Raw genomic sequence first — 11,359 nt, 5'->3', positions numbered from 1 at the left:
TGCGCAAGAACTCTGAGGTATGGCGATGATTGATATTAAAAACGTCGCGCTTTCCTATGGCACGCATCGAGTCCTAGCGAATTTCTCTGCCCATATTGCTCAAAATTCGATTACTGCAATTATCGGTAGAAATGGCAGCGGCAAGAGCACCTTACTCAGCGCCATATCTGGCGATATCGCCCTCAGTGGTGGCGAAATACGTCTCCACGGAAATTCAATTAGCGAGCTCTCATCACAAGAGCTGGCATATCTTCGCTCTTACGCAACGCAAAGCCACACGTATTGGATGGCATACCCGGTCGGAGAAATCTTACGTATGGGTCACGATGCGGTCTCACAAGAGCGATACGAGTACTTAGTCGATGCACTTGATATCAGGTCGATTCTGAAACAGCGCATCACAACTCTCTCTGGTGGTCAATTGCAGCGAGTAGAGATAGCTCGAGCCTTTATGCGAGATACAACACTGGTTTTACTGGATGAACCTTTTGCCTCACAGGATGTTGAATCAACATCGCGGCTGATTGCGCTGATGAAGAGTGAGAAGGCTCGAGGTGTGACGATTATTCTCGTTGCCCATGAAAAGCGTGAAGATTTATCGTGGTGTGATTCAGTAATTGAGATTGAAAGCTAGATAGATCTTTCGATTGCATCTTCAGCAGCTAATCGAAGTGCGGGCCAGCTCATGGCAAATGATGGATGCAGTGGCAGGCGTTCGACATCATCAAATGCCACCCATCGAACTTCGTGGGATTCATCGTTGAGTTCGTGACCCTCTAACTTATTGCTGGCAACTGCAATCACTGTGGAGTAGCTCCAGCCATTGTGATCATCGACAAAGGTGGCCAGTGGCATCACATCATCAGGATTGATGCCGGTCTCTTCTACCGCCTCGCGAATAGCGGCCTCCACGATGCTTTCGTGAGAATCGCGTGCACCGCCTGGAATTCCCCAGGTATCTCCGTTATGCACCCACGGAGCGCGATGCTGCAAGAAGACTGCACCGTTGCGGATCAACATGATTCCGGCAGCTCCATGTTTGCCCCAGTGTTTGGAGCCGCAGGCACATTCAATCCACCCGTCGCCGTCACGTGCACTCATGCGCCAACCTTCCCACATTCATCCACAGATGTCCTCAGGTCTTCGTTTTGAGTGCGGCCACATATCTAATGTCCGGCAGATGAAACGCATTCTCATCGCGGCAATTGTGATTGCCACATCCATAGCGCCACCTGCTCATGCAGCAGATTGCATCGAAAAGGCTTGCATCGAGGTCTATACCCAAGATGGCCACATCGTCATTGAAGGGCGCAAGGGCAAAGGCTCTGCATCGACAAAGGTGGTTATTCCTGCACCCGCGAAGACATCAACCCCGCGCCCCACAGCTACAAAGAAAGTTGTCGTGCCGGTGCCCACGGTAAAGACATCCAAAAAACCTATGGTGAAAAAGATTCCTAGAAAACCAAAAGTTAAGAAATCATCGACCTCTGCAACGTCACTCCAGGATAAATTAGTTGAATCAATCCCCACTGCAGGAATTTCATATCAGCCTTCTTTTTCGCCACTTGTGAAAACACCTGTGTTCTTCTGGTCAGATATCCCAACTCTCGTGACAAAGAAAGTTGAGATTGTGGGCGAGATCGTTAATGTGCGATTGCGACCTACCTTCTATTGGCACTTTGGTGATGGCGTTTTCTTTATTACTCGCAAGGTCGGCGCCGCTTACCCGGATGGAGAAATCCGTCACTCATATTCCAATCCAGGCCATTACTTAATCGAGCTCGTCACCCGCTGGGATGGTGAGTTCACCGTCGATGGCGTATCGACACCAATTCCTGGTCGTATCACCACTGTCTCTGTTCTGCCTATCACCGTTGTATCCGCCCCTATCCGCTTTATGAATTGAGGAACCATGCCCACTTTAACTTCTGCCCACGATCTCATTACCGCTATCCCATTTCTGGTTGGATTTCATCCCACTCACTCGATTGTGCTGGTCTCGGTAAAAGAAGGCTCGATTGGTCTTGCCATGCGTATTGATGTGCCGGCGCACTTCGATAGCGATGCTATTGATTTGTTAGCGCATCATTTTCTGCGCGAGAAAGCCGAGGCGGCTCTCTTGGTTGCCTATATGCCTGATGAGCGCGAGGATGGCGATTCAATTTTGATCTCTCTCGGAGCAGGGCTGATACGAAATGGCATCGCAGTGCATGAATCAATCGTCGTACAGGCTGGTCGCTATCGATCCATCATCTGTCGCGACCCAGATTGCTGTCCCGTCATTGGAAAAGAGATGCCCGCCATAGAAGAATCAGAGATAGCGGCCGAACATGTTGTCGCAGGGATTCCTATGCCATACGCAAATATCTCTGACCTGATTGAGACATTGGCGGCAAATCCTGAATCCTTTAATCTGCCTTGGAGCGATGAAGTAAACCGTTTCTATATCTCTGATGATGCAGAAGAGATATCAGCTCTGCGACGTGATGGTGTTGAAACGATGGACCTTCTTCTCGATGAATATCGTATTGGCCGCGGCCCTTCCGATAAGACACTGGTAGCTCGAATGATTGGTCGCATGAGTGATGTTCAAGTTCGAGACTACGCTCTCGGCGTTCACAGCGAAGATACTTACGATCTCTATTTCACGATGTGGCGCGAACTCTTGCGCATGGCTCCTCGTGGATTTGTGGCACCGATTGCATGCATCGTTGCCGCCATGGCGTATGAAAGTGGCGATGGTGCCTTGGCACAGAAGGCCCTTGATCGAGCAGTCGCAGATGACGAGCACTATCCGCTGGCGCTGTTGCTGCGGAGAGTCTTCAATGCGGGGTGGCCACCTCAATCTTTCGCGCAGATGCGCGCCGAGCTACATCCCAAGGTTATCGCCTCAATATTTGAATAGTAGGCAGCGCGGGGGATGGGTTAGAATCGGAACAGGTCATGAGTTTCGACATCAAGCCCCGGCTAGTCGAGCGGCAACCCTCCACCGCGGTGGGGTGCTCCGGGTGACGACCAGGTAAGTGTGTGAACACTTGCAAGTGCGTGAAGGAAATTTGTAATGAGCAGAATTATCAATCATGAGGTCACAGGCGCCTGGCTTGAAGGCGACGATCCAGGCGAGCGTCAATTTATCAAAATTGGTTTCCTTCTCCTTGAAAATGGAGAAGTGCTTCCAGATATCACTATCGCGTATCAAACATGGGGCACACTCAACGCTGCTAAAGACAATGCGATTCTGATTAATCACGCTATGACCGGATGGTCTGATGTTCCTGCATGGTGGCCACAGATGGTCGGACCTGGGCTTCCATTTGATACGGATAAATATTTCATCGTCTGCCCCAACGTCATCGGTGGGTGTCAAGGATCGACTGGACCTTCCAGCGTTGCGCCCGATGGGAAGCGTTATGGCTCTCGTTTTCCCATTATCAGTATTCGCGACATGGTCAGCGCTGAAGTTGCCTTTAGCGATGCACTGGGAATCGAAAAGTATTTATTAGCAGTCGGCCCTTCTCTCGGTGGAATGCGATCATTGGAGTGGGCTATTCAATTGCCTGATCGCGTGGGAGCCATCTGCACCATTGGATCGTCAGCTGTTGCAACAGGCGATCAAATCGGAACAGCATCGATTCAGATTCGCGCCATTAAGAGTGATCCGCTCTTTAATCGTGGTGATTATTACGAGCAAGAGCGCGGACCAGTCGAGGGCATGGGAATCGCTCGCCGAATTGCACACTTGACCTATCGCACGGAATCTGAGATGGATGTGCGCTTTGGTCGCCAACTTCAGGGAGATGAAACGGGTCGATATGCCGTCGAGTCATATCTCGACCACCAGGCGGCCAAATTGGCCAAGCGATTCGATGCCAATACCTATATCGCCCTCACTGATGCCATGAACTCTCACGATGTCGGTCGCGATCGAGGGGGAGTAGCTCGCGCCCTTGAATCCATCACCGTACCGGTCGTGGTCGTCTCCATCGATACCGACCGACTCTTCCCACCTCGACTTCAGGTTGAGATTGCCGAGCTTGTTCCGACTGCGGAGCCGCTCATTTCTATCAATTCTGACTTTGGCCACGATGGATTCTTGGTAGAGGCCGAATCCGTAGGTGCTGCAGTCCGCCACGCCCTGGTAACTGCAGAAAATTCACGCTGAAAAGCGATTTTCGTCTGGGTATAATATGCCTATCACTTCGAGCAGTTCGAAACACGAGTTTCGAAGGTAGTTCGAAAAAACCAAAGGACAATTGTGGCTGTAATTAGTGCGCTCAAAAACAAGGCAACAGCGAAGAAGACTGCTGCAAAGAAGGCTGCTCCAGCGAAAAAAGCTGTCGCAAAGAAAGCTCCAGCCAAGAAGGCGGCACCTGTAAAGAAGGCAGCGCCCGTCAAAAAGGTTGCAGCAAAGAAGGCCGTCGCTCAGAAGGCAGCTCCCGTAAAAAAGGTTGCAGCAAAGCCTGTCAAAGTTGAATTAAAGAAAGAGCTCACAGCCAAAGAGGTTCAGCAGCTTGTTGACCTCAAGCACTCTGTTGAGCGCCAGAGAGAAATTCTCGCTTCACTGGAAGCAGCAGGTGTCACCAATATCAATAAGATCGTAAAGAAGGAGTTCCAACCTCTCGTCCTTGAGGCACGCGCGCTCGCTATTTCGATTCCAGTTGAAACTGAGAAGGCACGCAAGGCTGGCCTCGGTGGACCTAACCGCATCTTGTCTAAGGCACAACTTGCCTTGATTGCTCCAGCGCCAGAACCTGTGAAGGAAGCTGATGCACCTGTTGCAAAGGGCGAGAAGGCAGTCGTTCTCGATGAAGATGGCAATGAAATTGTTGTCGAAGAAGTTGAGCTTGAAGATGTAGATACGCTGATTGCAGAAGCTGCAGAGATCATTGATGCAGAAGGTGAGGGCACAAAGCCTCGCGTAGTCGATGTCACTGAAGAGACGAACAAGTTTGAAGAAGGTTCATTCTTGCTCCTTGACTCCGAATCAGATGATGATGAAGAGGATAAGAACGAGCGCGAAAAGCATAAGAAGGATCTCAAGAACATCCACATGATTATCGAAGCGATCAATGGCAAGAGCCAGGGTCGCGAAGTTGCTGCAAAGCACAACATTGATCAAGCGGAAGCAAAGGCGCTGACCTTCAAGCAGATTCAACAGATGTTTGCCATGAACACTTTCACTGACAAATCAGCGAAGATCATTACAGAAGCAGTTAATCAGGGTTACCTGAAGAACCTTGAAGATTTGTTGTACTTCTTTAACGAGCAAGCTCGTTTCGTACAGACTGAAATCAAGCGCCTCCCACCAGAACAGACAGTCCTTACTGCTGGTGCAACGGCTGACCCGGTGAAGGATTACCTCAAGCAGATTGGTCGCGTAGCTCTTCTCAATGCAGAGCTTGAAGTAGAGCTCGCAACACGCGTTGAGGCAGGACTATTTGCGGAAGAGAAGCTTCTCAATGAAAAGAAGCTTGATAAGAAGCTCAAGCGCGAGCTCGAGTGGATTGTTGAAGATGGAAAGCGTGCAAAGAATCACTTGCTCGAAGCAAACCTTCGCCTCGTTGTATCGCTTGCAAAGCGTTACACCGGCCGTGGAATGTTGTTCTTGGACTTGATTCAGGAAGGTAACCTCGGTCTTATTCGTGCAGTAGAGAAGTTCGACTACACAAAGGGTTACAAGTTCTCAACCTATGCAACGTGGTGGATTCGCCAAGCAATCACACGCGCGATGGCAGACCAGGCACGTACGATTCGTATTCCGGTTCACATGGTTGAAGTCATCAACAAGCTTGCACGTGTACAGCGCCAGATGCTTCAGGATCTCGGTCGCGAACCGACCCCAGAAGAGCTTGCTAAAGAACTTGATATGACACCTGAGAAGGTTGTCGAAGTTCAGAAGTATGGTCGTGAGCCAATCTCATTGCACACACCTCTTGGCGAAGAAGGTGATTCAGAGTTCGGTGATCTCATCGAGGATTCTGAAGCTATCAAGCCAGAAGAGTCGGTGACATTTACTATCTTGCAGGAGCAGTTGATGCAGGTCCTCGGTGGACTTACATCTCGCGAGGCGGATGTGATTAAGGCTCGTTACGGACTTACCGATGGACAGCCAAAGACACTTGATGAGATCGGCAAGGTTCACGGTGTTACTCGTGAGCGTATTCGTCAGATTGAATCAAAGACAATGTCGAAGCTGCGCCACCCATCTCGTTCGCAGGCACTTCGCGATTATCTGGACTAAACCATGTCTGACAACGTCCAACCAGAAAGGGTTCGGGTCTTCATTAATCCTAAGAGCGGTTCTATCCGCATCACAGGAACCGTGGACTTCGTCGATGCCGATGGCAATGTCACCAGCACTGTCGAAAATCCAAAGTTCTGCGGCTGTAGTCTTTCGAAAGATAAGCCATTCTGCGATGGTTCACATAAAGAGAAGAGTGCGCAATAACGATTGGTAAATAAGAGAAGGCACCTACATTTCGTAGGTGCCTTCTCTTTTTGAAAGGTAATTACTGAGTCTCGACCAAGCGCTCTGATTCATCTTGAATCTTGATTGCTACCTGAGCAAGCTTTTCGGCATATTCCTTGCCGTGGTGGGCACAGAACATCAGTTCACCACCGGTAGCGAGGGTGGCACGAACGTAGGCCTGAGCGCCGCAGCGATCGCAACGGTCTAGGGCATTGAGGGGTGTGGATTCGAGTAATACTTGCTCGGTCATCGCGCTCTCCGTTCGGTATAAATAAATCAGAGGCAGTAACTTGCCTCTGATACTGGAACATCATGGCAGAAACTTTTATTCCCCGCCCGCTTAAATTCCTTAAAATCTCAGCTATTTATCGGTATCTATCACTATGTGAGATATACCTCGGCGCGCTTAACCTGCGCGAAGGCGTTCACTTACTAATCTTTGCCACCGTGACTGCCAATGATGAGTTGAATTTTGACGCTCCTGCAACTGAAACCGGTTCTAAAGATAGCTATACCGCCAAGGATCTAGCGGTCCTGGAGGGCCTTGATGCTGTCCGCAAGCGCCCAGGTATGTATATCGGTTCAACCGACTCACGCGGTCTCATGCATTGCCTCTGGGAGATCATCGATAACGCAGTCGACGAATCTTTGGCTGGCCACTGTAAGAAGATTGAGATCAACCTAGAAGCCGATGGCTCGGTTGAAGTTCATGATGATGGGCGCGGCATTCCTGTCGATAAGGAACCTAAGACTGGATTAACTGGTGTTGAGGTTGTTATGACCAAGCTTCATGCAGGCGGAAAGTTCGGTGGAGGCTCTTATGCAGCATCTGGCGGACTTCACGGTGTGGGTGCGTCAGTCGTCAACGCTCTTGCTGAGCGCCTTGATGTTGAAGTCGATCGCAACGGCAAGATTTACTGGATGTCATTTAAGCGCGGAACACCAGGAATCTTTGATGGTGATGGACCAAAGGCAGAATTCACGGAGCAATCAGGACTACGTGTTATCGGAAAGATTTCATCCAAGGTCACTGGTACTCGCGTTAAGTGGTGGTCAGATCGCCAAATCTTCCTTAAGGATGCATCGCTTGATATCGAAGATATCTACGCACGTGCACGTCAAACATCATTCTTAGTTCCAGGTCTCTCTCTCACTGTTAACGATAACCGTTCCAAAGAGAAGACAACGCAGACCTTCTTCCACAAGGGCGGAATCTCCGAATACTGTGATTTCTTGCAGCCCGATCAGCCAGTAGGCGATGTCATTCGCATCTACGGCACCGGTCACTATCAAGAGACTGTGCCTGTTCTCGACGACAAGGGTCATATGGTTTCAACTGAGGTTGAGCGCGATATGGAAGTTGATATCGCGATGAAGTGGGGCGACGGTTTCGATTCAACTATTCGTTCATTCGTCAACATCATTGCAACTCCCAAAGGTGGAACTCACCTTCAGGGATTTGAGCGCGCCATCACCAAGTCATTTAACGAGGCTATGCGCAGCGCCGGTATCTTGAAGAAGAATGAAGCAGACGTCATTAAAGATGACGTCATGGAAGGCATTACGGCTGTTGTCACGGTGCGAATGTCAGAGCCCCAGTTTGAAGGTCAAACTAAGGAAGTTCTCGGAACAGCTGCCGCGACCAAGATTGTCAGTGCAGTGGTTGCCGACAAGTTGAAGGAATTCTTCGCAACAACTCGTCGCATCGACAAAGCCAATGGCAAGCTGATCATGGAGAAAGTTGCCGGCGCATCTCGTACCCGTATTAGTGCACGTACCCATAAGGATCTTCAGCGTCGTAAGAACGCGCTCGAATCGTCAGCCCTTCCAACAAAGCTTTCCGATTGTCGTTCGGAAGATGTCACTCGCACAGAACTCTTTATCGTAGAGGGTGACTCTGCACTAGGCACGACAAAGGCAGCTCGTAACTCAGAGTTCCAGGCAATCTTGCCTATCCGCGGAAAGATTCTTAACGTTCAGAAGGCATCGCTTTCACAGATGCTAGATGACAAGGAATGTGGATCCATCATTCAGGTGATTGGTGCTGGTTCTGGAAAGTCATTCGAACTCGAAGATGCACGCTATGGTCGTGTCATTTTGATGTCAGATGCTGACGTTGACGGTGCACACATTCGTTGCTTGCTTCTTACCTTGATGTATCGCTACATGCGCCCATTGATTGATTCTGGTCGCGTCTTTGCTGCCATTCCACCATTGCACCGCATTGAGGTCATGGGTGGCGGCGGCAAGAAGGGCAATTACATCTACACATATTCAGATGATGAGATGAAGAAGGTAACTGCTGACCTTGCTAAAAATGGCAAGCGTTGGAAAGAGCCTATTCAGCGTTATAAAGGCCTTGGCGAAATGGATGCGGATCAGCTCCGTGAGACCACAATGGACCCAGATGTACGCACACTTCGTCGTATCACTGTCACCGATGCTGCAGCTGCAGAGGCGATGTTCGAACTCTTGATGGGTTCAGAAGTTGCTCCTCGCAAGGAATTTATTGCCAACGCTGAAATCGATCGCGATTCCATCGACGCTTAGTCGATCGAGACTAGGTCGAAGTACTCGTCTTTCCAGATATCCTCATCGCCATCGGGCAGCAAGATGACGCGTTCTGGCTTGAGTGCCTGAACTGCGCCTTCGTCGTGGGAGACCATGACGACAGAGCCTTGATACTCGCTGAGCGCTCCCAAGATCTCTTCACGTGATGCAGGGTCTAAGTTGTTTGTTGGCTCATCGAGTAGAAGAACATTTGCGCCAGAGACGACGATAGTTGCAAGAGCAAGGCGTGTGCGCTCTCCACCCGAGAGTACCTTGACTGGCTTATGAACATCATCGCCAGCAAAGAGGAATGAACCCAGAACATTACGTGCCTCTGGCTCGCGAATTTCTGCAGTTGCAGACATCATGTTTTCCAGAATGGTGCGTTCGAAATCAAGTGATTCGTGTTCCTGGGCGTAGTAGCCAATCTTCAAACCGTGGCCGTGTTCAACTTTTCCAGTATCGGATTCAAGTTCGCCAGCCAAGATACGAAGGAGAGTTGTCTTGCCCGCACCATTGAGGCCGAGGATTACAACGCGAGAGCCTTTATCGATGACGCAAGAGACGTCGGTAAAGATTTCAAGTGAGCCATAGTTCTTAGAGAGTTCTTCACCCGAGAGGGGAGTCTTGCCACAGGGTGCAGGTGTGGGAAAGCGAAGTTTTGCCACTTTGTCGGAGACGCGAACATCTTCCAGCGATGAACGTAACTTCTCGGCACGACGCAACATACCTTGTGCAGCAGTTGCCTTTGACGCCTTTGCACGCATCTTCTCGCCCTGCTTTTGCAAAATCTCTGCGCGCTTTTCTGCGTTGGCACGCTCTTTCTTGCGGCGGTGTTCATCGGCTTCGCGCTGGATCAGGTACTGCTTCCAGCCCATGTTGTAGACATCAATAACATTGCGATTTGCATCGATATAGAAAACCTTATTAACAACAGTTTCAATCAAGTTAACATCGTGAGAGATGATGACGAGGCCACCTGCATAGTTGGTGAGGTACTGACGAAGCCAAATAATTGAATCTGCATCCAAGTGGTTTGTTGGCTCATCGAGAAGAAGGGTCTCTGCTCCCGAGAACAAGATTCGTGCAAGTTCGATACGACGGCGCTGACCACCGGAAAGTGTTGCAATCTCATTGTGGAATACATCCTCAGAGACACCAAGTGAAGAGGCGATTGCCTCCGCCTCGGACGTTGCTGCATATCCACCAGCAGCGTTAAATTCAGCATCGACGCGGGTGTAGCGCTCAAGCGCCTTCTCGAGTTCTTCACCTTCAGTCGTTGAAAGTTCGAGCTCGACCGCTGTCATCCGCTTTGCAATTTCATCGAGACCGCGTGCAGATAAGATGCGATCTAAAGCTGTGCCCTGATCTTCGCCTGTACGAGGATCTTGCGGGAGGTATCCAATCTTGCCTGTGCGCTGTACTGCGCCACCTGCAGGAAGAGTCTCGCCGGCAAGTACTTTTGCGAGAGTTGATTTACCTGCACCATTACGGCCAACGAATCCGACGCGGTCGCCACTATTCACGCGGATGTTGACGCCACTGACAAGCAGGCGTGCGCCAGCGCGGAGTTCGAGTGCGGAGGTTGCAATCACTGGTGCAGTTTACGCACTAGCAAGACGAGTGCGACGCGGTACCGCGTACGCCTTCGATACTGCAGTAAGTTCATCAGAAACCTGCTTGCGCATCGCTTCTTCAGACTTCAAGAGTGTGGTCAAAGCAGCGATCGCCGCCTTGAGTTCCTTAGATTCTGTCTCAAGTTCAAGCTTGCTCATCTTGGTCAGACGGCGAAGTGGCATATCGAGAATGTAAGTAGCTTGCTCTTCATTGAGTTTAAAGCCCTTAATGAGGGCTTCCTTAGCTGCAGATGCATCATCTGAGCCACGAATAATTTTGATGACCTTATCGATATCGATAATTGCCTTGAGCAGACCATCCACCAACGAGAGGCGATCCTCTGCCTTTGCCTTACGGAATTCTGAGCGACGACGCACAACCTCAATGCGGTGATCAATAAAGACCTGAAGGAGTTCCTTGAGGCCAAGCGTCTGTGGGCGGCCCTTCACGAGCGCCACTGCGTTGATTGCAAAGCCATCTTCCATGGGAGTCAGCTTGTACAACTGCTCGAGAACAGCCTCTGGCTCGAAACCATTCTTGAGCTCGATTACAACGTTGGTGCCGGTCTGGCCATCGGTAAGGTCGACGATGTCAGAGATACCTTGAATCTTCTTCGCCTTAACAAGTGCTGCAATTTTTTCAACTATCTTTTCAGGTCCGATGTTGTAAGGAAGCTCAGTGATGATGATTCCTTCTTTACGGCTGGTGACCTTTTCGATCGTT

Annotated in this window: 11 protein-coding genes and 1 riboswitch; of the genes, 7 read left to right on the top strand and 4 right to left on the bottom strand. The window is 50.1% G+C overall.

Going from position 1 to position 11,359, the window contains the following annotated elements; genetic code table 11:
* The first annotated feature begins 25 nt into the window (after nt 1–25).
* Nucleotides 26–634, top strand: coding sequence for an ABC transporter ATP-binding protein (locus ACKOVI_RS03675; RefSeq protein WP_509602678.1), 609 nt, complete (start codon nt 26–28; stop codon nt 632–634).
* On the opposite strand, the gene ACKOVI_RS03670 is transcribed toward ACKOVI_RS03675, so the two are convergent.
* Nucleotides 631–1,101 carry an NUDIX hydrolase gene (locus ACKOVI_RS03670; RefSeq protein ID WP_509602677.1) on the bottom strand — a complete coding sequence of 157 codons (471 nt, stop codon included), beginning with the start codon at nt 1,099–1,101 and terminating at the stop codon, nt 631–633. The genes ACKOVI_RS03675 and ACKOVI_RS03670 overlap by 4 nt on opposite strands.
* Nucleotides 1,102–1,180: 79 nt before the next feature.
* Here ACKOVI_RS03670 and ACKOVI_RS03665 point away from each other — a divergent pair, with 79 nt between their 5' ends.
* From ACKOVI_RS03665 to ACKOVI_RS03645, 5 genes are all read left to right on the top strand, one after another.
* On the top strand, nt 1,181–1,906 hold the full coding sequence (locus ACKOVI_RS03665) for a PKD domain-containing protein (protein ID WP_509602676.1): 726 nt from the start codon (nt 1,181–1,183) through the stop codon (nt 1,904–1,906).
* Between the two features lie 6 nt (nt 1,907–1,912).
* A complete protein-coding gene (locus ACKOVI_RS03660; RefSeq protein WP_509602675.1) occupies nt 1,913–2,905 on the top strand; it encodes a DUF4192 domain-containing protein in 993 nt (330 codons plus the stop codon).
* A 34-nt stretch (nt 2,906–2,939) separates the two neighbouring features.
* Nucleotides 2,940–3,050, top strand: a riboswitch (SAM riboswitch).
* An 11-nt stretch (nt 3,051–3,061) separates the two neighbouring features.
* Nucleotides 3,062–4,162, top strand: coding sequence for a homoserine O-acetyltransferase MetX (metX, locus tag ACKOVI_RS03655; RefSeq protein ID WP_509602674.1), 1,101 nt, complete (start codon nt 3,062–3,064; stop codon nt 4,160–4,162).
* 93 nt (nt 4,163–4,255) lie between these two features.
* A complete protein-coding gene (locus ACKOVI_RS03650) occupies nt 4,256–6,241 on the top strand; it encodes an RNA polymerase sigma factor (protein ID WP_509602673.1) in 1,986 nt (661 codons plus the stop codon).
* Between the two features lie 3 nt (nt 6,242–6,244).
* Nucleotides 6,245–6,448: a CDGSH iron-sulfur domain-containing protein gene (locus tag ACKOVI_RS03645; RefSeq protein ID WP_509602672.1), complete on the top strand. Its 204-nt coding sequence runs from the start codon at nt 6,245–6,247 to the stop codon at nt 6,446–6,448.
* A 61-nt stretch (nt 6,449–6,509) separates the two neighbouring features.
* Here ACKOVI_RS03645 and ACKOVI_RS03640 read toward each other — a convergent pair whose 3' ends face one another.
* On the bottom strand, nt 6,510–6,719 hold the full coding sequence (locus tag ACKOVI_RS03640; protein WP_509602671.1) for a DUF7455 domain-containing protein: 210 nt from the start codon (nt 6,717–6,719) through the stop codon (nt 6,510–6,512).
* Nucleotides 6,720–6,916: 197 nt separating this feature from the next.
* On the opposite strand from ACKOVI_RS03640, the gene ACKOVI_RS03635 reads away from it, so the two are divergent.
* Nucleotides 6,917–9,019: a DNA gyrase/topoisomerase IV subunit B gene (locus ACKOVI_RS03635; protein WP_509602670.1), complete on the top strand. Its 2,103-nt coding sequence runs from the start codon at nt 6,917–6,919 to the stop codon at nt 9,017–9,019.
* Here ACKOVI_RS03635 and ACKOVI_RS03630 read toward each other — a convergent pair.
* Nucleotides 9,016–10,614 (bottom strand): ABC-F family ATP-binding cassette domain-containing protein, encoded by a 1,599-nt coding sequence (locus ACKOVI_RS03630; protein WP_509602669.1) that lies wholly within the window; start codon nt 10,612–10,614, stop codon nt 9,016–9,018. The two genes, ACKOVI_RS03635 and ACKOVI_RS03630, sit on opposite strands and share 4 nt — an antisense overlap.
* Before the next feature lie 9 nt (nt 10,615–10,623).
* A partial coding sequence (locus ACKOVI_RS03625) for a DNA gyrase subunit A (protein ID WP_509602668.1) occupies nt 10,624–11,359 on the bottom strand: 736 nt, incomplete at its 5' end.

The sequence above is a fragment of the Candidatus Planktophila sp. genome (assembly GCF_046070465.1).
Lineage (GTDB): Bacteria > Actinomycetota > Actinomycetes > Nanopelagicales > Nanopelagicaceae > Planktophila.
The sequence above is the reverse complement of the archived record's forward strand: the minus strand, read 5'-3'. Positions and strand labels throughout refer to the sequence as shown.

Coding starts and splice junctions, on each gene's coding strand:
- ACKOVI_RS03660 (WP_509602675.1), top strand. CDS start 1,913: ATGCCCACTTTAACTTCTGCCCACGATCTCATTACCGCTATCCCATTT.
- metX (WP_509602674.1), top strand. CDS start 3,062: ATGAGCAGAATTATCAATCATGAGGTCACAGGCGCCTGGCTTGAAGGC.
- ACKOVI_RS03670 (WP_509602677.1), bottom strand. CDS start 1,101: ATGAGTGCACGTGACGGCGACGGGTGGATTGAATGTGCCTGCGGCTCC.
- ACKOVI_RS03665 (WP_509602676.1), top strand. CDS start 1,181: ATGAAACGCATTCTCATCGCGGCAATTGTGATTGCCACATCCATAGCG.
- ACKOVI_RS03645 (WP_509602672.1), top strand. CDS start 6,245: ATGTCTGACAACGTCCAACCAGAAAGGGTTCGGGTCTTCATTAATCCT.
- ACKOVI_RS03675 (WP_509602678.1), top strand. CDS start 26: ATGATTGATATTAAAAACGTCGCGCTTTCCTATGGCACGCATCGAGTC.
- ACKOVI_RS03640 (WP_509602671.1), bottom strand. CDS start 6,719: ATGACCGAGCAAGTATTACTCGAATCCACACCCCTCAATGCCCTAGAC.